Raw genomic sequence first — 19487 nt, 5'->3', positions numbered from 1 at the left:
CGTCAGACCGGGTCGGCCGCCGCCGCGGTGGCCCCGCTCGCGGTGCCGCGGGAGGTGCGGCGCTGCACCAGCTCGGCGACCTTGCCGAGGGCGTAGTTGATGACGATGTAGATCACCGCGATGACGAAGTACACCTGGATGGGGTTGCTCAGGTTCTGGATGAGCAGCTGACCCTGCTTGAGCAGCTCGATGTACCCGCCGATGAGGGCGATGAGCGAGGTGTCCTTGAGCACCACGATGAGCTGGCTGATCAGCGACGGCAGCATGACCCGGAACGCCTGCGGCAGCAGGATCGACCGCAGGGCCTGCTGGTTGGTCAGGCCGACCGCCAGCCCGGCCTCCCGCTGGCCCTTGGGCAGCGAGGCGACGCCGGCGCGGACGATCTCGGCGATGATCACGCAGTTGTAGAGGGTGAGGCCGATGACCAGGATCCACAGGTCGCGACCGCCCGGCAGGAAGCTGATGTCGACGTTGTACGACGTGACCACGGTGTAGACCAGCAGGATCGTGATGACCACCGGCAGCCCGCGCAGCAGCTCGATGAGCCCGACGACGGGGACGCGGCCGATCTTGCCCAGCGACAGCCGCAGCACGGCGATGATGGTGCCGATGACCAGCGAGAGCGCGATCGCCAGCACGGCGGCCCGCAACGTGTTGAGCAGTCCTTCGCCGATCAGCTGCCAGACCTGCTGGAAGTTCTTGTTGCCCGGGTCGACCAGCGGTGCCCAGACCTTGTAGTCGAACTGCCCGCGGTCGACCAACCGGAGCGCGGCCACCGCGAGCAGCGCCAGCACCAGCAGCGCCCCGATGACGCTGAAGACGACCGCGCGGCGGCGGGCGGCGGGCCCGGGGGCGTCGAACAGCACCGACGCCCCCTGCGAGCCGGCCCGGCTCTTCCGCCCGCCGGCCTTGGGCGCCGCGGTGGCGCCGGCCGGCTCCCCGGCCGGGGTGCTCGTCGTGGTGCTCATCGTGCGATCGCCACCTTGCGCTCGATGACCGTCAGCAGCAGGCCGGCGGTCAGGGTGATCAGGAGGTAGCCGATGGCCGAGCCGATGTAGACCGGCAGGGCCGGCTGGCCCTGGGCGCTGGAGAGCTGCTTGCCCACGCTGTAGAGGTCGGCGCCCACGCCGAACGCGCCGACGACGGCCGAGTTCTTGAACATGGCGATGATGACGCTGCCCAGCGGCGGCACCACGGTGCGCAGGGCCTGCGGCAGCACGATCGTGGTCAGCGACTGGGTGAAGTTCAGCCCGATGGAGCGGGCCGCCTCGGCCTGCCCCGCGGCGACGGAGTTCACGCCCGAGCGCACCGCCTCGCAGACGAACGCCGAGGTGTACAGGACCAGCCCGGTGACGCCGAAGAAGAAGAACGACCGGTTGATGCCGAGCTCGGGCAGGCCGAACGCGAGGAAGAACAGCACCACCGTCAGCGGGGTGTTGCGCACGACGGTCACGTACGCCCCGCCGAACCACCGCAGGGTGGGCACGGGGGAGACCCGGAACGCGGCCAGCAGGGTGCCCAGCACCAGCGAGCCGACCATCGCGATCAGGCAGATGACGAGCGAGGTGCGGAAGCCCGAGGCGTACAGGCCGATGTTGTCGAGGACGGGGCTCATGGCACCGCTTCCTGCTCGGGGCGCCGGCCGCGGCCGGCGCCACGGCGCCGCGGGTCAGCCCCGCGGCGCCGTGGACGGACGGGCTAGCTGCAGGTGTCGAGCGCGGGCAGGGTCGGGGTCTGCGCACCCTCGACCGTGCCGGCCGTGGACTCCCACGCCTTGGTGTAGGTGCCGTCCTGCGAGGCCTTCGTCAGCTGCTCGTTGATGAAGCCGCAGAACGCCGTGTCGCCCTTCTTGATGCCGATGCCGTAGGGCTCGTCGGTGAACTGCTGGCCGACCAGCTTGTAGTCGCCGTTGGACTTCGAGACGAAGCCCAGCAGGATGACGTTGTCGGTGGTCACGGCCTGCACCTGGCCGTTGCCGAGGGCGTCCGCGCACTGCGAGTACTGGTCGAACAGCACCAGCTGGCTCGGGTCGGCCAGGTAGGGCTTGATCTGCTCGCTCGGGGTGGACCCGGTGACCGAGCAGACCTTCTGGTCGGGGTTGGACTTGAGCGAGTCCGGACCGGTGATCGCAGAGTTGTCGCTCTTGACCATGATCTGCTGGCCCGCCGTGTAGTACGGCCCGGCGAACGAGATCCGCTGCTTGCGCTTGTCGTTGATCGTGTAGGTGGCCACGACCATGTCGACCTGGCCGTTCTCGATGACCTGCTCGCGGACGGCCGAGGTGGCCTCCGAGAACTGGATCTTGTCGGGGCTGATGCCGAGGCCACCGGCGATGATCTTGGCGATCTCGACGTCGAAGCCCTCGTAGTCGCCCGAGAGGCCGCGCAGCCCGAAGCCGGGCTGGTCGAACTTGATGCCGACCTTGACCGTCCCGGCCTGGCTGAGGGTGGCCATCGTCGTGCCCGCCTCGAACTGGGGGCTCTGCGCGACGGAGACCTCGGGGGTGTCGCTGCTGCTGCTGCTCCCGCCGCAGGCCGTCAGGCCCAGGGCGAGCGCGGCCGCGCCGGCCGCCATCCGCAGGGTTCGTCGGTTCACGTGGTGCTCCTCCTGGTCCGCCCGCAGGTCTCGGGCGCTGGGTCCGGCAGCGGGTGGCTGCCGGGGGACTGGTCCGCGCGTCGGGCGCGGGGTGGCTGGGGGTGCGCTCAGTGCGCCAGGATCTTGGACAGGAAGTCCTTGGCCCGGTCGCTGCGCGGGTTGGTGAAGAACTCCGAGGGCGTGGCCTCCTCGACGATCTGGCCGGCGTCCATGAACACGACCCGGTCCGCGGCGCGCTTGGCGAAGCCCATCTCGTGGGTGACGACGACCATGGTCATGCCCTCCTTGGCGAGCTGGGTCATGACGTCGAGGACCTCGTTGATCATCTCGGGGTCCAGCGCCGAGGTCGGCTCGTCGAAGAGGATGACCTTGGGGTCCATGGCCAGCGCCCGGGCGATGGCGACGCGCTGCTGCTGCCCGCCGGAGAGCTGGGCGGGCATCTTGTCGGCCTGCGCGGAGATGCCGACCCGCTCCAGCAGCTCCATCGCCCGGGTGCGCGCCTGCGCCTTGTCCTTCTTGCGGACCTTGACCGGGCCGAGCATGACGTTGTCGAGGATCGACTTGTGGGCGAAGAGGTTGAACGACTGGAACACCATGCCGACCTCGGAGCGCAGCTCGGCGAGCTGCTTGCCCTCCTCGGGCAGGGGCTTGCCGTCGACGCTGATGCTGCCGCCGTCGATCGTCTCGAGGCGGTTGATCGTGCGGCACAGGGTCGACTTGCCCGAGCCGGACGGGCCGATGACCACGACGACCTCGCCGGAGTGCACGGTGAGGTTGATGTCCTTGAGCACGTGGAGGTCGCCGAAGTGCTTCTGGACGCCGTCGAGGACGACCAGCGGGGTCGTGCGCCCGCCCGCGTCCTGCGGCGACGTCGAGGTGGTGGTCATGGGTCGGCAAACTACTACCCAGTGATCGTCGGGTGAGCCGGTTCGGTGCGTCGCAACGGGGTTGTTACCGGGGGCCGGGGCCCACCGCGACGGCCCGGCGGCCCCCGTGAGGGCCCCGCCGTACCCTGGTGGGGCCATGACTGCAGCGACCCAGACCGCCCCGGACCGCGACGGCCGGACCTACTCGGTCCGCACCTACGGCTGCCAGATGAACGTGCACGACTCCGAGCGCCTCGCCGGCATGCTCGAGGCCGCCGGCTACGTCGCCGCGGACCCCGGCGCCGCAGCCGACGTGGTCGTGCTCAACACCTGCGCCGTCCGCGAGAACGCCGACAACAAGCTCTACGGCAACCTCGGCCAGCTGCGGCCCGCGAAGCAGGCCGACCCCGGCATGCAGATCGCCGTCGGCGGCTGCCTGGGGCAGAAGGACCGCGAGCGCATCGTCGAGCGTGCCCCCTGGGTCGACGTCGTCTTCGGCACCCACAACATCGGGTCCCTGCCGACCCTGCTGGAGCGCGCGCGGCACAACGACGCGGCGCAGGTCGAGATCCTCGACGCGCTCGAGGTGTTCCCGTCCTCGCTGCCCGCCCGGCGCGACTCCGCGTACTCGGCCTGGGTGTCGATCTCGGTGGGCTGCAACAACACCTGCACGTTCTGCATCGTCCCGTCGCTGCGCGGCACCGAGGTCGACCGCACGCCCGCCGACGTGCTCGCCGAGGTCGAGGCGCTGGTCGCCGACGGGGTGCTCGAGGTGACGCTGCTCGGGCAGAACGTCAACTCCTACGGCGCGTCCTTCGGCGACCGGGGCGCGTTCGCCGACCTGCTGCGGGCCTGCGGCCGGGTCGAGGGGCTCGAGCGCGTCCGCTTCACCTCCCCGCACCCCCGCGACTTCACCGACGACGTCGTGGCCGCGATGGCGGAGACCCCGAACGTCATGCCGACGCTGCACATGCCGCTGCAGTCCGGCTCCGACGACGTGCTGCGGCGGATGCGCCGCTCCTACCGCAGCGAGCGCTACCTCGGCATCCTCGACCGGGTGCGGGCCGCGATCCCCGACGCCGCGATCACCACCGACGTCATCGTCGGCTTCCCCGGTGAGACCGAGGCGGACTTCGCCGCCACCCTCGACGTGGTCGAGCGGTCGCGGTTCGCCAGCGCCTTCACCTTCCAGTACTCGCCGCGGCCCGGCACGCCGGCGGCCGCGCTGCCCGACCAGGTGCCCCCCGAGGTGGTGCGCGAGCGCTACGGCCGGCTGACCGCGCTGCAGGAGGAGGTGTCGCTGGCCGGCAACCGCGCCCTGGTGGGCACCGAGGTCGAGGTCCTGCTCACCGCGGGCCACGGGCGCAAGGACGCGGCCACGGGCCGGCTCAGCGGCCGGGCCCGCGACGGCCGGCTCGTGCACCTCGCCGCGGACCCGGCGCTGCGCCCCGGCGACGTCGCCCGCACCGTGGTCACCGCTGCCGCCCCGCACCACCTGGTGGCCGACGCCCCCGTGCTCTCGCACCGCCGCACCCGGGCCGGGGACGCCCACGCGGCGGGCACCCGCCCCCGCACCCCCGGGACCGGCCTGGGCCTGCCCGGCATCGGCGCACCACCCGCGGCGGCCCCCGTCACGGCGGGGTGCTCCCGGTGAGCGCCCCCGACGACCGGGCCGGCGACCGGGCCGGGACCGGTGGGTCGGAGGACGACCTGGCCGGCTACGGCAGCGACCTGGCCGAGGCCCAGCGCCGGGTGGCGCGCAGCCTCGAGCCCGGCGGCCGCGGCCTGGTGGTCGGGGTCGCGGTGCTCGTGCTCATCGCCTCGATGGTGCTGCCGCACTCCGGGGCCGCCTCGGGGTGGGACGTCCTGCTCCGGGACCCCGACGCCGCGTCGGAGGGCATCGGTGTGCCGTCGCAGCTGTTCGTCGGGTTCGCGCTCGGGGCCGGGGTGCTGCTGTCGGTGGCCGCCGTGCTCACGCGGCGCTGGGCGGTCGCCTGGCTCGCCACCGCGGGGTGCGCCGTGACCGTGGTGCTCGGGGTGCTGGCCATCTGGTCGCGGCAGACGACCACCCTGGGCGCCGACCACGCGGGCCCGGGACCCGGCCTGCTGCTGGGCTGGCTGGCGGTGCTGGTGCTCACCGTGACCTGGGTGCGCCTGGTGTGGAGCCCGGCCGCGGTGGTCACCCGGCCCGACCCAAGAGGCCTCCCGCGGCTGCGCTGAGCGCGCCCCGCGAGCCCCGCGCCACCGTGCGTCACCCCGGCTAGGGTCGCGGCGTGAACCTGCTGCGCCTGGCGACGATGCCCGTCCGGGTGGGGGTCGCCGCCGTCGACGTCACCCTCGCCGTGGGGCGCCTCGCGGCCCCCGACGGTCCGGTGCGCCGCCCGGGTGGGCTGGGGGAGCGCGTGGAGGTGCTCATCGGCGAGGGCGGGCTGCTCGAGCAGCTGACCGCGGTGCTCACCGACCCCCGCGGCCCGCTGGCGACCCTGGCCTCGCTGGCCGAGCTGACCTCCGTCGAGCACCCGCTGGGCCGCGCCCTGGCCCCGGGCGGGTCGCTGGACCGCCTGCTGGCCCCGGGCGGCCCGCTCGACCGCGCCGTCGCCGAGGACGGCGCGCTGGAGCGGCTGCTCGCCGCCGACGGCCCCGTGGAGCAGCTGCTGGCGGCGGACGGGCCCCTGGAGCAGCTGCTCGGCTCGCAGGGCCCGCTGGACCGGTTGCTGGCGCCCGGCGGGGCGCTGGACCGGGTCACCATGGAGGGCGGCATCCTCGAGGTCCTCCTGCAGGAGGAGGGCCTGGCCGAGACGCTGCTGGCCGACGGCGGCTTCGTCGAGAAGCTCACCGACGAGGGCGGCACCCTCGACCAGCTGCTGCAGCTCGGCGACACCCTCTCGCACCTGCACGAGTCCGTGGTCGGGCTCAACGACGCGGTGGTGCCGCTGAGCCACCTGGTGAGCCGGCTGCCCGGCGGTCGGCGCAGCCGGTCCATCGAGGCCTGAGCCCGGGGACCGGGCCGTCCTCAGCGGCCCTGGACGGCGTCCTCGGCCGCGGCGGCCCACTCGCGCCACTGCGCGGCCTGCGCCTCGGCCTGCGCGGCCCGCCGCTCGTCGCCCGCGGCACGGGCCTTCGCGGCCTGCTCCTCGAGCTGGGCGACCCGGTCGGAGAACTGCGCCGCGCGGGCGAGCGCCTCGGGGTCCGAGCGCCGCCACTGCGCGTCCACGGCCTCGCGGACCCGCGCCTCCACGGCCCGCATCCGGCCGTCGAGCTCGGCCATCCGCTCCCGCGGGACCTTGCCGATGGCGTCCCAGCGCTCGGCGACCGAGCGGACCGCGGCCCGGGCGGCCTCGAGGTCTGCGGCGGGGTCGATGCGCTCCGCCTCGACGAGCAGCGCCTCCTTGGCCACCGCGTTCGCGGTGAACTCGGCGTCGCGCTCCGACGCGGCCGCGTTGCGGGCGGCGAAGAACGTGTCCTGGGCGGTCTTGAACCGGGTCCACAGCGCCTCGTCGGCGTCCCGGGGGGCGCGGCCGGTGGCCTTCCACTCCGCCATGAGCTCGCGGAACCGTCCCGCGGTGGGGCCCCACTCGGTCGAGGACACCAGGGCCTCGGCCGCGGTGACCAGCTCCTCCTTGCGCGAGCGCGCGCCCGCCCGGTCGCGGTCGAGCTCGGCGAAGTGCGCCCCGCGGCGGCGGGTGAAGTCCTCCCGCGCCCGGGAGTAGCGCTTCCACAGCGCGTCGTCGACCTTGCGGTCCAGGCCGCGGATGGTCTTCCACTCCTCGAGGATCTCGCGCAGCCGGTCCCCGGCGGACTTCCACTGGGTGGCCTCGGCGGCGATCTGCTCCGCCTCCGCGGCCAGTGCCTCCTTGCGGGCGGCCAGGGCGGCGCGGGCGGCGTCCTTCTCCGCGCGCCCCCGCTCGACGGCGACCTCGGCCTCGGCGAGCACGGCCTGCAGGCGGGCCCCGAGCGAGTCGACGTCACCGACGACGGCCGCGGTGGGCAGGGACTCGAGCAGGCTGCGGGCCGCCGAGCGGGTGGCCCTTGCGTCACCCGCCCCGGAGCGGAGCCGGCGCTCGAGCAGTCCCACCTCGGTGGCGAGGTCGTCGAAGCGGCGACCGAAGTGCGCCAGCCCCTCGGCGGGCTCACCGGCCTGCCAGGAGCCGACCTGGCGCTCGCCGTCGGCGGTGCGCAGCCACACCCCGCCCTGCTCGTCGACCCGGCCCCAGCGGGAGGGGTCGGAGGCCGGGGCGGCCGGGGCCTTGGGCGGTGCGGCGGCGCTGGGCGCCGGGGCGGCCGCGGCGGGACGGGGTCCCGGTCGGGGTCCCGGTCGCGGGCCGGGACGGGGGGCGGTCGGCGCTGCCTTGTCCTGCCCTGCCGTGTCCGGCGCTGCCGTGTCCTGGGTGGGGCCCGGGTCGCCGGCGGCACCCGGCGTCGTCGACGCGGCCCCGGTGGTGTCGTCGGGCTGCTGGTCGCTGGTCTCGGTCATGGTCCCTCGTCCCTGCCGCGCGTCACGGCTGCCACTCGCGTGCGGTCCCGGCGGGCCGCCCCGTCCCGGCCCCGGGGGGCCGGTCGTCATTCACCCCGGTCGGGGAGCACCCAGTCAAGCAGGTCACGGGCCCGGTGGAGAACGTCGCGCGGGGTGGTGCGCCGCGGGGTCGGCTACCGTAGCGGCCCGTGCACGTGCTCGTCGGGTCCTGCGTGCGGGTGGGCCCGTGAGGCGTCCGGTGGCCGTCGTGGGCCCCACGGCGACCGGCAAGTCCGAGCTGGGTCTCGCGCTGGCGGAGCGGCTCGACGGCGAGGTCGTCAACGTCGACGCGATGCAGTGCTACCGCGGCATGGACATCGGCACCGCGAAGCTGGCGCCGGAGCACCGCCGCGGCGTCGTGCACCACCAGCTCGACGTCTACGACGTCACCGAGACCGCCACGGTGGCCCGCTTCCAGGCGGAGGCCTCCACGGACGTCGAGGCGGTGCTGGCGCGGGGCCGCACGCCGGTGCTGGTCGGCGGGTCGGGGCTCTACATCCAGGCGCTCGTCGACGGGCTGCGCTTCCCCGCGACCGACGCGGACGTGCGGGCCCGGCTCGAGGGTGAGCTCGCCGAGGCCGGGCCCGCGGAGATGCACCGCCGGCTGGCGGCGGCGGACCCGGCCGCGGCCCGGCACATCGGTGTGGCCGACACCCGCCGGGTGGTGCGCGCGCTGGAGGTCGTCGAGCTGACCGGGCAGCCCTACGCCGCGTCCGCACCGGCGGTCGGCGCGCCGCGGTGGGGCACCGTGCTGCTCGGCCTCGACCGCGCCACCATCGAGCTCGACACCCGCATCGAGCTGCGGACGGCGGCGATGTTCCGCGACGGCCTGGTCGAGGAGGTCGAGGGGCTGCGCCAGCGCGGCCTGGCCGAGGGGGTCACCGCGCGCCGCGCGCTCGGCTACGCCCAGGTGCTCGACGCGCTCGGCGGCGCGACCGACCTGGCCGAGGCGCAGCGGGCCACCGCGGCCGGCACGCGGCGCTACGTCCGGCGGCAGCGCTCCTGGTTCCGCCGCGACCACCGGGTGCACTGGCTCGACGCGGCGGAGCCCGGCCTGCTCGACGACGCGCTGGCCCTCGTCGAGCGTGAGCCGCCCCCCTCGGCGTAGCCCTCAGCCGGCCGGCTCGGCCAGCGCGCGGACGCACGCGTCGAGGTCGGCCAGCAGCGCGCGCCGCCGGTCCGGGGCCAGGCCTGCCACCATGCGCCCCTCGACCCGGGCCACCGCGGCGCTCGCGTCGGTCAGCAGCGCCCGTCCCGCTGGGGTGAGCACCACCGGCAGGGCGCGCCCCCGCACCGGCCCGGGGGCGTCGGCCACGAGGCCCGCGTCGGCGAGGCCGCGCAGCAGCACCGCCGAGGATTGCCGCGTGACGAAGGTGGTGCGGGCGAGCTCAGCCGCCGTGTGCGGCCGGCGCTCGAGCTGGGCCAGGCACGCGTACTGCGCGACCGTCGTGCCCAGCGGGCGCAGCACCTCCTCCATCGCGGCGCGGACGGCCGCCTGCGCCCGCTTCACGGCCAGCGCGACGGAGGCATCGAGGTCGAGCTCCGCCGGGTCCGGGGGTTGCGCCATGTCAATATCCTGACACATACTTCCGGTGTCAGGACATTGACTCACCAGGAGGACCTCGTGCCCGTGACCGGACCCGACTTCATCGCCCTGCAGGTGCGCGACCTCGAGCGCGCCGCGACGTTCTACACCGACCGGCTGGGCCTGCAGCGCGCGCCGCAGGCGCCCCCCGGGGCGGTCGTCTTCACCACCACCCCGGTGCCGTTCGGCGTGCGGGAGGTCGCGCCGGGGGTGGACCTCGACGCGGGCACCCCCGGGGCGGGGGTGGCGCTGTGGCTGGGGGCCGACGACGCCGCCGCCGTGCACGCCGGGCTCGTCGAGGCGGGCGTCGAGATCCTCACCGCGCCGTTCCCCGGACCGTTCGGCACCACCTTCGTCCTGCGCGACCCCGACGGCTACGCCATCACCGTCCACGACGCCGCGTGAGCCGGTCCCGCCGCCGGGCGGTGGCTACGCTGCGCAGGTGAGCGAGGAGGCGCGGGCGGGGGGCGGGGTGCAGTCCGTCGACCGGTCCTTCGCCCTGCTCGAGCACATCGCCGACGCGGGGGGCCGCGCGACGCTGAGCGAGCTCGCCACCGTCTCCGGCCTGCCCGCGCCCACCACGCACCGGCTGGTGCGCACCCTGGTCGCCGGCGGGTACCTGCGGCAGGAGCCCTCCCGGGCCTACGTGCTCGGCCCCCGCCTCGTGCGCCTCGGCGACGCCGCGAGCCGGCTGCTGGGCAGCTCGGTGCGCCCCGCGCTGGCCTCCCTGGTCGAGCTGACGGGCGAGACCGCGAACATGGCGGTGCTCGAGGACGACCGCGTGGTCTACCTCGCCCAGGTCCCGTCCAAGCACTCGATGCGGATGTTCACCGAGGTCGGCCGCCGGGTGCACGCGCACTGCACGGCGGTCGGCAAGGCCCTGCTCTCCCAGCTGCCCGAGGACCGGGTGCGGGCGCTGCTGGATCGTGCGGGCATGCCGGCCCGCACCCCGCACACCATCACCGACCCCGACGCGCTGCTGGCCCACCTCGACGTGGTGCGGCGCCGGGGGTGGGCCAGCGACGAGGCCGAGCAGGAGCTCGGGGTGCGGTGCGTGGCCGTGCCGGTGGCCGCCGACCCCACGCGGGTGGCGATCTCGGTGTCCGGCCCCGACGCCCGCTTCACCCCCGAGGCGCTGGCCCGGGTGGTGCCGGTGATGCAGGCGGCCGCCCGCGACCTGCAGCTCTAGGACCACCCCGGCAGCACACAGGCCCCCGTCCTCCCGACCGTGGGGTCGGGGTCCGGGGGGCCTGCGTGCGGCGCGTGCGGCGGTCAGCCGGCGACGGTGACGACCATCCAGCTCAGCACCGGGGTGGACTGCAGGTACACCAGCACGCACATGACGACGAGGAACCCGAGGCTCCAGCCGATCACCTTGCGGAAGATGTCGCCCTCCCGGCCCGCCAGGCCGACGGCGCCCGCGGCGATCGCCAGGTTCTGCGGGGAGATCATCTTGCCCAGCACGCCGCCGGAGCCGTTGGCCGCGGCGGCGAGCACGGGCTCGATGCCCACCTTGTTCGCCGCCGACACCTGCAGGGCGCCGAACAGGGCGTTCGCCGAGGTGTCCGAGCCGGTGACCGCGACGCCGAGCCAGCCCAGGATCGGCGAGATGAGCGCGAACAGCCCGCCCGCCCCGGCGATGAACTCACCCAGGGTGGCCGTCTGGCCGGAGGCGTTCATGACGTAGGCCAGCGCGAGGACGGCCATGACGGTGACGATGGCCCGCCACAGCTGGACGTAGGTGGAGACGTAGCGCGCCGCCGCCCGGGCCGGGTTGATGCCGAGCACGGGGATCGCGATCAGCCCGGAGATGAGCAGGAGCGTGCCGGCCGCACCCAGCCAGTTGAAGGTGAAGTTGACCAGCGAGAGCGGCTTGCCCGCGGGGTTGAGCAGGTTCAGCCCCGGCCACGCGAACTTCTGGGTCACCGAGTCCAGCGCCTTCTTGATGGCGGGCACCTGGGCCAGGCTGAAGACCACGATGATGATGAGGTACGGCGCGTAGGCGCGGAACACCTCGGCGCCGGAGTCCCGGCGGTGCGGGGTGTCCCCGGACGAGCCGGCGGCGGTGCTGCCGCCCGAGCCCGAGCCGCCCGAGCCCGTGCCACCCCGACCACCGGTGCCGGTCGACGCCGAGGCGGCTGCCCCGGTGCCGGCGCCCGTCGCGGCGGCGGCGGTGCCGGAGCGGCCGCCCCCCGCCATGGCGTCCTCCCGCTCGGCCGCCTCACGGGCGTGCTCCACGGTGTAGGGGTGCTTGGGCGACCAGACGCGCAGCAGCGCGACGACCGCGGCGGCCGAGACCAGCGAGGCCACGATGTCGGTCAGCGGCACGGACAGGAAGTTCGCCGCCACGTACTGCGCCACGGCGAAGGAGAGCCCGGCGGTGATGGTCGCGGGCAGGGTCTGGCGGATGCCGCGCTTGCCGTCGACCAGGAAGACCAGCACCAGGGGCACGAACACCGCGAGCAGCGGGGTCTGCCGGCCGGTCATGGCCCCGAGGTCGGCCACGGAGAGGTTGCTGGCGGTGGACAGCGCCGTGATGGGCGCGGCCAGGGCGCCGAACGCGACCGGCGCGGTGTTGGCGACGAGCGCGACCACGGCGGCCCGCAGCGGGTTCAGCCCCAGCGCCAGCAGCATGACGCTGGTGATCGCGACCGGGGTGCCGAAGCCGGCCAGCGCCTCGAGCAGGGCGCCGAAGCAGAAGGCGATGATGACGGCCTGGATGCGCTGGTCGTCGCTGACGCGGGAGAAGGACCGCTGCAGCACGTCGAAGTGCCCGGTCTCGACGGTCATGTTGTAGATCCAGATCGCGTTGAGCACGATCCAGAGGATCGGGAAGAACCCGAACACCGCCCCGAGGCTGCCGGAGAGCAAAGCCTGGCCGATCGGCATGGAGTAGACGCCGACGGCGATGACGAGCGCGATGACCAGCGCGATGAGCGAGGCCTTCCACGCGGTCATCCGCAGCACGCCGAGCAGGACGAACAGGACGACCAGGGGCACGGCGGCGACGAGCGCCGTCAGCCCCAGGTTCCCACCGAAGTGGGCGAGCACTTGCTGGTACACGGGTTCTTCTCCTCGGGCGACGTCGACCGGTGGGCGTTCTCGGGGGAGTGGCGGGTGGAGCAGGGGTGCCCGGGTGGGGCGGGGGCCCTCAGGAGCGGGGCAGGCTCCCAGGGACGGCGGTGCCGCGGATGGCGGCGTCGAGCACCTCGACGGTGTGGGCGATGCCGATCCGGCCGCCGCCCCGCTCGATCGAGGTCGCGATCTGCATCAGGCACCCGGGGTTGGCGGTGACGAGCAGCTCGGCGCCGGTGTCGAGGACGTTGGCGGCCTTGCGGTCGCCGAGCTCGGTGGCCGGTTCCGGGTTCAGGATGTTGTAGACGCCGGCGGAGCCGCAGCACAGCGCGGCGTCGGCGATCTCGCGCAGCTCGAGGCCGGGGATCTCGCGGAGCAGGGCCCGGGGCTGGTCGCGGATGCCCTGGGCGTGCCCGAGGTGGCAGGCGTCGTGGTAGGCGACGGTGACGTCGAGGCGGTGGCGCGGGGCGACGGTGCCCAGCTCGGCCAGGATCTCCGAGACGTCGCGGACCTGGGCGCTGAAGGCCTGCGCCCGCTCGGCGTAGGCCGGGTCGTCGCGCAGCAGGTGCGCGTAGTCCTTCATCTGGGAGCCGCAGCCGGCGGCGTTGACCACCACGTGCTCCACCCCGGCGGCCTCGAAGGAGTCGATGAGGGCGCGGGCGAAGGCCAGCCCCTCCTCCTCGCGGCCCATGTGCTCGCTCAGCGCGCCGCAGCACCCCTGCGCCTTCGGGGTGATGACGTCGCAGCCCTCGGCAGCCAGCACCCGCGCGGTGGCGGCGTTGACCCCGGGGAAGAACACGCTCTGCACGCAGCCGGTCAGCATGCCGACCACGGCGCGGCGCGGGCCCTGCGCGGGCGTGCGCTCGGGCACCACCTCGGCCTTGGACAGCGGCGGGGCCAGCGACTCCATCACCTTCAGGCTCGCCGGCAGCTTGTCGAGCACCCCGGAGCGGCGCACGAGGCTCGACAGGCCCGTGGCCTGGTAGGCGCGCAGCGGGCCGCGCAGCGCGCGCAGCCGCCGCGGGTAGGGGAAGAGCCGGAAGATGCTCTCCCGCAGCAGCTTCTCCGAGCGCGGCCGGTCGTGGTGGCGCTCCACCTGCGGGCGCACCGCGCCGATGAGCTTGTCGTACTGCACCCCGGACGGGCACGAGCTGACGCACGCCATGCAGCCGAGGCAGGCGTCGAAGTGCCCGGCCATGGTGTCGGTCATCGGCTCGCCCTCGAGCCCGGTCTTCATGAGGTGGATCCGCCCGCGCGGCGAGTCCATCTCCTCGCCCCACAGGGCGTAGGTGGGGCAGCTGGGCAGGCAGAAGCCGCAGTGCACGCAGTCGTCGATCAGCTCGTCCGACGGCGGGTGGTGCTCGTCGAAGGCCGTCTCGTGGTTGGCGGTGGGCTCGTAGCCCACGGCGGGCAGGCCGAGGTGGGTCTCGCTCATCGGGTCTCTCCAGGGCGGTCGTCGACGGGGCGCGGCGCGTCCCCGGGGGTCGGGGTGGTGCGGGGCACGTCGGACAGGGCACGGCCGGGGGCCAGCACGTGGCCGAGGTCGAACTCGTCCTTGAGCCGGCCCAGCAGGGTCACCAGGGGTCCCTGCTGCGGGCCCCAGACGTCGAGGGCGTCGACCTCGGCGGGGCTGCGCAGCACCACGGCGCTGCCGTGGTGCTCGGTGGCGGCGCGCCGGGCGGCGGCGAGCACGGTGGGGGCGTCGGCGGCGGCGCACCCGACGTGCAGCACCCCCACCCCGGCAGACCCCCCGACGGTGTGGTCGGCGAGGGTCCCGGCCAGGGCGTCGAGCACGGCGGGCACCCCGGTGGGCTGCACCGCGACCTTGACGAGCACGTCCTCGCCGGGCAGCGCGCCCCAGCCCTCGGGGGCCTGCTCGTGGACGCTCGCGCGGCCGCCGGTGGCGCCGCCCAGCAGCTCGGCGACGGTGTCGGCGCGGGGTCCGACCCCGCCGGCCACGCCCTCCAGGGCGACCCCGACCACGACCGCGCTGCTGCCCGCGGCGCGGGAGACCTCGATGGCGGTGGGGGTGACCTGGGAGGACCGGACGGCGGCCACGGCCGCGGCCGCCTCGGCGGTGCCGGCCAGCTCGGCCAGGACCCACCGGGTGGCCTCGGGCAGCGGGTGCAGCCGGAACCAGCACGCGGTGAGCACCCCGAGGGTGCCCCGGGAGCCGGTGTAGAGCTTGCCCAGGTCGTAGCCGGCGACGTTCTTGACGACCTTGCCGCCGGAGTGGGCGAGCACGCCGTCGCCCCGCACGGAGGTCGTGCCGATGAGCAGGTCGCGCACCGTGCCGTAGAGGTAGCGGCGGGGCCCGGAGAGGTCGGCGGCGACGATGCCCCCGATGGTGGCCCCGGGCACGGGGCAGTCCAGCGCCAGCTGCTGCCCGGAGTCGGCCAGCGCGGCCTGCACGCTCTCCAGCGTGGCGCCCGCCTCGACCTGCACGACGAGGTCGCCCGCGGAGTGCTCGAGGACCCGGTCGAGCCGGCTCGTCGAGAGCCGGACGTCGGCGTCGCCGGGCAGCCAGTCCACGGTGGTGCCCGCGCCGACGGGCAGCACCGTGGCGCGGGCCGCGGTGGCCGCGCGGAGCACCGCGCCGACCTCCTCGGCGCTGCCCGGGTGCACGGTGGTGCCACCGTCGTCGGTGCGCAGGTGGTCCTCGCCCACGACCCCGGCGAGGTGGGCGGTGAGGGTGTCGGTGGGGGCGCTCATCAGAAGCTGTCCGCCAGCCCGGCCTGCACCAGCGGGTGGGCCTCCTTCTTGCGCCCCGGCACCTCGCCGCACAGCCGCGGGGTGGGGAAGACCTTGCCGGGGTTGGACAGGCCCGCCGGGTCGAACGCGCAGCGCACCCGCTGCATGGTGTCGAGGTCGTCCGCGGTGAACATCTTGGGCATGTGCTTGGCCTTGTCCGAGCCCACCCCGTGCTCGCCGGTGATGGAGCCGCCGTGGCCCAGGCACAGGTCGAGGATGCCGCCGGATACCTCCTCGGCCCGCTCGGCCTCGCCCGGGTTGCCGTCGTCGAAGAGCACCAGCGGGTGCAGGTTGCCGTCGCCGGCGTGGAAGACGTTGGCCACCCGGACGCCGGCCTCGGCGGCGAGGTCGGCCATGTCGCTGAGCACCTCGGCCAGCTTCGTCCGGGGGATGACGCCGTCCTGGACGATGTAGTCGGGGCTGATTCGCCCGACGGCGGCGAACGCGGACTTGCGGCCCCGCCAGATGAGGGCGCGCTCGGTGTCGTCGGCGGCGACTCGGATCTCGAAGGAGCCGTTGTCGCGGCAGAGCTGCTGGACCTGGGCGAAGGTCTGCTCCACCTCGGCCTCGGGCCCGTCGAGCTCGACGATGAGCACCGCGCCCGCGCCGTCGGGGTAGCCGCAGTGCGTCGCGGCCTCGGCGGCCTCGATGGCGAGGGCGTCCATCAGCTCGATCGCGGCGGGCACCACGCCCGCGGAGATGATGGCGGAGACGGCGGCCCCGGCCGCGTCGGTCGAGCCGAAGCCGGCGAGGAGCGTCTGCACGGCCTGCGGCTTGCGCAGCAGCCGGACGACCACCTTGGTGGTGATGCCGAGCGTGCCCTCGCTGCCGACGAAGGCCCCGAGCAGGTCGTAGCCCGGGGTGTCGCGGCTGCGGCCGCCGAAGGTGACGAGCTCCCCGTCGGGGGTGACGACCTCGACGCCGAGCACGTGGTTGGTGGTGAAGCCGTACTTCAGGCAGTGCGCCCCGCCGGAGTTCTCGGCGACGTTGCCGCCCACCGAGCACACCTGCTGGCTCGACGGGTCGGGCGCGAAGTACCAGCCCTGGGGCGTGGTGGCCTTGGTGACGTCGAGGTTGATGACGCCCGGCTCGACCACGGCGAGCTCGTTCTCGACGTCGATCTCGAGGATGCGGCGCAGCTGGGAGGTGACGATGAGGACGCCGTCGGCGTGCGGCAGCGCCCCACCGGAGAGCCCCGTGCCGGAGCCGCGGGCGACGAACGGCACGCCGGCGGCGTGGCACACCCGCACGCAGTGCTGCACCTGCTCGGTGCTCTGCGGCAGCACCACGACGGCGGGGGTGACCCGGAAGTGGGCCAGCCCGTCGCACTCGTAGGTGCGCAGCCGGGTGGGGTCGGTGATGACCGCCTTCTCCGGGAGCTGCTCGCGGAAGCGGGCGGCGAGCGCGGCCGGGTCGGCCGGGGCCGCGGTGGTCTCGCTCGGGCTGGTCAGGACTGCACTGTCCATTGTGGTCTCCGGGTCGGTGCGGCCGGCAGGGCGGTCGGACGTGGAGCGAATTCCACATCTCGAAACATCAAGTCTGTCCGGCGGAAACGGTACTCGGTCTGCTGTGAGCGGGACAACACGGACACCCGCTTATCCTGGGAGTGTGGACTTCCTGAAGGCGCACGGCACGCAGAACGACTTCGTGGTGCTGCCCGACCCGGACGGGGAGCTCGACCTGACGCCCGCGCGGGTGGCCGCGCTGTGCGACCGGCGGGGCGGGATCGGGGCCGACGGGGTGCTGCGCGTGGTCCGCGGCGGGGCGCTGGGCGAGCCGCTGCCCGACGGCGTCGCCGAGGACGGCTGGTTCATGGACTACCGCAACGCGGACGGGTCCGTGGCCGAGATGTGCGGCAACGGGGTGCGGGTGTTCGCCCACCTCGTGCTCGCCCTGGGCCTCGGCACGGACACCGCGTTCGTCGTCGGCTCGCGGGCCGGGGCGCGGCCCGTCGTGGTGCACCGCCACGACGGCTCCACCGCGGACGTCTCCGTCGACATGGGGCCGGCCCGCTCGGGCGGGCGCGCGAGCGTCGACCTCGCAGGCCGGTCGTGGTCGGGGGAGGTGCTCGACCTGGGCAACCCCCACCTGGCGGTGGTGGACGCCTCGCTCGAGGCGGACCTCGCCGGCCTCGACCTGACCGGGCACCCGGTGCTCGACCCGGCGGTGTTCCCCCGCGGCGCCAACGTCGAGCTGGTGACCCCGCTCGTGGCCGGGGCGGTGACGGTGCGGGTGCACGAGCGCGGTGTGGGCGAGACCAGGTCCTGCGGCACGGGCACGGTCGCCGCGGTCGTGGCGGCGCTGCACGCGGCGGGGGAGTCGACCGGGTCGGTGGCGGTGCGCACCCCCGGGGGGTCGCTGCAGGTGGCCGTGGACGAGCGCACCACCGTGCTGCGGGGCCCGGCCACGGTCGTCGCGCGCGGCCGGCTCGACCCGGTGTGGTGGTCCTCGCACTGACCCGGGGCGCGCCCGGGCCCGCGCGGCTCGGCCCTGGGAGAAACCCGCTGCGCACCGGGGGTGGCCCGTGGGACCATGGGGGCACATGAACAACGCCACCAGTGCCCCCGCGCCCGACGACCGCGACGCCGCCCTCGCCCCGAGCGAGCCCGCCGGCCCCGACGTGGTCGACCTCGACACCGCCGACGTGCCCGAGCTGCGCCCCGTGCGCGACCGGCGCGGGGCGGACCCCACCACCGGTGAGCTGCAGCTCGACGAGCGGTCGTCGCTGCGCCGCGTCGGCGGGCTGTCCACCGAGCTCACCGACGTCACCGAGGTCGAGTACCGCCAGCTGCGCCTCGAGCGCGTCGTGCTGGTCGGCGTCTGGACCGAGGGCACCGCCGAGCAGGCCGACGCCCGGCTCGTCGAGCTGGCCGCCCTGGCCGAGACGGCGGGCTCGGAGGTGCTCGAGGGCCTCGTGCAGCGCCGCGCCACCCCGGACCCGGCCACCTACATCGGCTCCGGCAAGGCCCAGGAGCTGCGCGAGGTGGTGCTGGCCACCGGCGCGGACACCGTGATCTGCGACGGCGAGCTGACCCCGGCCCAGCTGACGGCGCTGGAGAAGGTCGTCAAGGTCAAGGTCATCGACCGGACCGCGCTGATCCTGGACATCTTCGCCCAGCACGCCACGTCCCGGGAGGGCAAGGCGCAGGTCGCGCTGGCTCAGATGGAGTACATGCTGCCGCGGCTGCGCGGCTGGGGTGAGTCGATGTCCCGGCAGGCCGGTGGTGCCGGAGGTGGCGCCGGCGGCGGGGTGGGCACCCGCGGCCCGGGTGAGACCAAGATCGAGACCGACCGGCGCCGCATCCGCGACCGCATGGCCAAGCTGCGTCGCGAGATCCGCGCGATGAAGCAGGCCCGCGAGACCAAGCGCGACAGCCGCCGCCGCAACGAGGTGCCGGGTGCGGCCATCGTCGGCTACACCAACGCGGGCAAGTCGAGCCTGCTCAACGCGCTCACCGACGCGGGGGTGCTGGTGCAGGACGCGCTGTTCGCCACCCTCGACCCGACGACGCGGCGCGCCCAGCTGCCCGACGGCCGCGAGTACGTGCTCACCGACACCGTCGGGTTCGTCCGGCACCTGCCGACCCAGCTGGTCGAGGCGTTCCGCTCGACGCTGGAGGAGGTGGCCGGGGCCGACCTGCTGGTCCACGTGGTCGACGGCTCCGACGCGCTCCCCCTCGACCAGGTCTCGGCCGTGCGCCGGGTGCTGGTCGAGGTGGCCGAGGAGCGGGGGACCGAGCTGCCCCGCGAGCTCGTCGTGGTGAACAAGGTCGACGCGGCCGACCCGGTGGTGCTGGCCCAGCTGGCCGGGGTGCTGCCGGACGCGCTGTTCGTCTCCGCCCACTCCGGCGAGGGCGTCGACCGGTTGCGCGACACCCTGGCCGAGCTGCTGCCCCACCCCGCCCACGAGGTGCGGGTGCTGCTGCCCTACACCCGGGGCGACCTGGTGGCCCGGGTGCACCAGGAGGGTGAGGTGCTCGCCGAGGTCCACACCGCGGACGGCACCGAGCTGCACGCCAAGGTCCGCGGCGGGCTGGGCCACGTGCTGGCCGGCTTCGCCGTCGACCCGGTCCGCTGAGGCCGCTCCTCCCGCGGCTCGGCG

18 protein-coding genes are annotated in these 19487 nt (G+C 74.8%); 8 read left to right on the top strand and 10 right to left on the bottom strand.

Annotated features, from left to right (window positions below; translation table 11 throughout):
- Positions 1–2: 2 nt before the first annotated feature.
- The 4 genes from ACYVOF_RS19270 to ACYVOF_RS19255 all read right to left on the bottom strand — a co-directional run bounded on the left by ACYVOF_RS19270 (position 3) and on the right by ACYVOF_RS19255 (position 3482).
- Entirely contained in the window at positions 3–866 is an 864-nt protein-coding gene (locus ACYVOF_RS19270) for an amino acid ABC transporter permease (protein WP_460869440.1), read from the bottom strand.
- Between the two features lie 98 nt (positions 867–964).
- Complete coding sequence (locus tag ACYVOF_RS19265) at positions 965–1615, bottom strand: amino acid ABC transporter permease (protein ID WP_460869391.1); 651 nt, start codon at positions 1613–1615, stop codon at positions 965–967.
- An 83-nt stretch (positions 1616–1698) separates the two neighbouring features.
- Complete coding sequence (locus ACYVOF_RS19260; RefSeq protein WP_460869389.1) at positions 1699–2595, bottom strand: glutamate ABC transporter substrate-binding protein; 897 nt, start codon at positions 2593–2595, stop codon at positions 1699–1701.
- Between the two features lie 107 nt (positions 2596–2702).
- The gene (locus ACYVOF_RS19255; RefSeq protein ID WP_460869387.1) at positions 2703–3482 is read right to left on the bottom strand and encodes an amino acid ABC transporter ATP-binding protein; all 780 of its coding nucleotides are present in this window, start codon (positions 3480–3482) and stop codon (positions 2703–2705) included.
- Positions 3483–3618: 136 nt separating this feature from the next.
- Between ACYVOF_RS19255 and miaB the strand changes: the two genes are divergently transcribed.
- Genes miaB through ACYVOF_RS19240 form a run of 3 tightly spaced genes read left to right on the top strand, consistent with a single transcriptional unit; the run spans position 3619 to position 6454 of the window.
- Positions 3619–5115, top strand: coding sequence for a tRNA (N6-isopentenyl adenosine(37)-C2)-methylthiotransferase MiaB (miaB, locus tag ACYVOF_RS19250; RefSeq protein ID WP_460869385.1), 1497 nt, complete (start codon positions 3619–3621; stop codon positions 5113–5115).
- Positions 5112–5681 (top strand): Rv2732c family membrane protein, encoded by a 570-nt coding sequence (locus tag ACYVOF_RS19245; RefSeq protein WP_460869383.1) that lies wholly within the window; start codon positions 5112–5114, stop codon positions 5679–5681. The genes miaB and ACYVOF_RS19245 overlap by 4 nt, the downstream gene beginning before the upstream one ends.
- 53 nt (positions 5682–5734) lie before the next feature.
- The gene (locus tag ACYVOF_RS19240) at positions 5735–6454 is read left to right on the top strand and encodes an ABC transporter (RefSeq protein ID WP_460869381.1); all 720 of its coding nucleotides are present in this window, start codon (positions 5735–5737) and stop codon (positions 6452–6454) included.
- A 20-nt stretch (positions 6455–6474) separates the two neighbouring features.
- Here ACYVOF_RS19240 and ACYVOF_RS19235 read toward each other — a convergent pair whose 3' ends face one another.
- On the bottom strand, positions 6475–7935 hold the full coding sequence (locus ACYVOF_RS19235) for a DUF349 domain-containing protein (protein ID WP_460869379.1): 1461 nt from the start codon (positions 7933–7935) through the stop codon (positions 6475–6477).
- Between the two features lie 226 nt (positions 7936–8161).
- Here ACYVOF_RS19235 and miaA point away from each other — a divergent pair, with 226 nt between their 5' ends.
- Positions 8162–9082 (top strand): tRNA (adenosine(37)-N6)-dimethylallyltransferase MiaA, encoded by a 921-nt coding sequence (gene miaA, locus ACYVOF_RS19230; protein ID WP_460869377.1) that lies wholly within the window; start codon positions 8162–8164, stop codon positions 9080–9082.
- A 3-nt stretch (positions 9083–9085) separates the two neighbouring features.
- Here miaA and ACYVOF_RS19225 read toward each other — a convergent pair whose 3' ends face one another.
- A complete protein-coding gene (locus ACYVOF_RS19225) occupies positions 9086–9541 on the bottom strand; it encodes a MarR family winged helix-turn-helix transcriptional regulator (RefSeq protein ID WP_460869375.1) in 456 nt (151 codons plus the stop codon).
- A gap of 57 nt (positions 9542–9598) precedes the next feature.
- Between ACYVOF_RS19225 and ACYVOF_RS19220 the strand changes: the two genes are divergently transcribed.
- Positions 9599–9964: a VOC family protein gene (locus ACYVOF_RS19220; RefSeq protein WP_460869373.1), complete on the top strand. Its 366-nt coding sequence runs from the start codon at positions 9599–9601 to the stop codon at positions 9962–9964.
- A 37-nt stretch (positions 9965–10001) separates the two neighbouring features.
- Positions 10002–10748: an IclR family transcriptional regulator gene (locus ACYVOF_RS19215; RefSeq protein ID WP_460869372.1), complete on the top strand. Its 747-nt coding sequence runs from the start codon at positions 10002–10004 to the stop codon at positions 10746–10748.
- Positions 10749–10831: 83 nt separating this feature from the next.
- On the opposite strand, the gene ACYVOF_RS19210 is transcribed toward ACYVOF_RS19215, so the two are convergent.
- From ACYVOF_RS19210 to ACYVOF_RS19195, 4 genes are all read right to left on the bottom strand, one after another.
- Entirely contained in the window at positions 10832–12622 is a 1791-nt protein-coding gene (locus tag ACYVOF_RS19210; protein ID WP_460869370.1) for an L-lactate permease, read from the bottom strand.
- 88 nt (positions 12623–12710) lie between these two features.
- Positions 12711–14069: a glycolate oxidase subunit GlcF gene (gene glcF, locus ACYVOF_RS19205; protein ID WP_460869368.1), complete on the bottom strand. Its 1359-nt coding sequence runs from the start codon at positions 14067–14069 to the stop codon at positions 12711–12713.
- Positions 14066–15346 carry an FAD-binding oxidoreductase gene (locus ACYVOF_RS19200; protein ID WP_460869365.1) on the bottom strand — a complete coding sequence of 427 codons (1281 nt, stop codon included), beginning with the start codon at positions 15344–15346 and terminating at the stop codon, positions 14066–14068. Before ACYVOF_RS19200 ends, glcF begins: the two co-directional genes overlap by 4 nt.
- The gene (locus ACYVOF_RS19195) at positions 15346–16851 is read right to left on the bottom strand and encodes an FAD-linked oxidase C-terminal domain-containing protein (RefSeq protein ID WP_460869364.1); all 1506 of its coding nucleotides are present in this window, start codon (positions 16849–16851) and stop codon (positions 15346–15348) included. Before ACYVOF_RS19195 ends, ACYVOF_RS19200 begins: the two co-directional genes overlap by 1 nt.
- A 142-nt stretch (positions 16852–16993) precedes the next feature.
- Between ACYVOF_RS19195 and dapF the strand changes: the two genes are divergently transcribed.
- Both dapF and hflX read left to right on the top strand, forming a co-directional pair.
- The gene (gene dapF, locus ACYVOF_RS19190; RefSeq protein ID WP_460869361.1) at positions 16994–17842 is read left to right on the top strand and encodes a diaminopimelate epimerase; all 849 of its coding nucleotides are present in this window, start codon (positions 16994–16996) and stop codon (positions 17840–17842) included.
- Positions 17843–17927: 85 nt separating this feature from the next.
- Complete coding sequence (hflX, locus tag ACYVOF_RS19185) at positions 17928–19463, top strand: GTPase HflX (RefSeq protein WP_460869359.1); 1536 nt, start codon at positions 17928–17930, stop codon at positions 19461–19463.
- The last annotated feature ends 24 nt before the right edge of the window (positions 19464–19487 follow it).

The sequence above is a fragment of the Rhodococcus aerolatus genome, from assembly GCF_054783215.1.
Note: the sequence above shows the minus strand (reverse complement) of the source record. Positions and strands in the feature narration are given on the sequence as shown.